General features: G+C 46.0%; 1 protein-coding gene. It reads left to right on the forward strand.

Annotation, left to right across the window (positions count from 1 at the left end):
- On the forward strand, nucleotides 1-359 hold a 359-nt coding region (locus QEH59_RS18795), incomplete at both ends, for a hypothetical protein (RefSeq protein WP_308986925.1).

A 359-nucleotide genomic window follows, 5' to 3' on the forward strand; every position in this document is an offset into this window, starting at 1 on the left:
ACGATGAACCATCCTAGCGAGCTCATTGGTGTGATTTTGGACGACGACACCAATCCTACCAATGATCGCCGTTTGTTGGTGATCGGAGGCTCCGATACATCTTGGCTTACAGGAGACTGGTGGTTTTTGGAGAAGCCTCAAGTGTCCGAACTTGGCTCCACTTACCATTATACTATTCAACTTAGTGAGCGTTTTATTGGTGACGTGAACTATCTTGGTTTCTTTGCTGATGATGATACTCGGGGAAGTGCAGATGTAACTTTCTCAAATGTTAGACTCTATGAGTTACCTGTTCCTGAGATTGTCGAGCAACCTCAATCAATAGCGGTGGTTGACGTGGAGGGGGCCACATTTATGGT

Source organism: Thalassobacterium sedimentorum, from assembly GCF_031127905.1.
Taxonomy (GTDB): Bacteria; Verrucomicrobiota; Verrucomicrobiia; order Opitutales; family Coraliomargaritaceae; genus Thalassobacterium; species Thalassobacterium sedimentorum.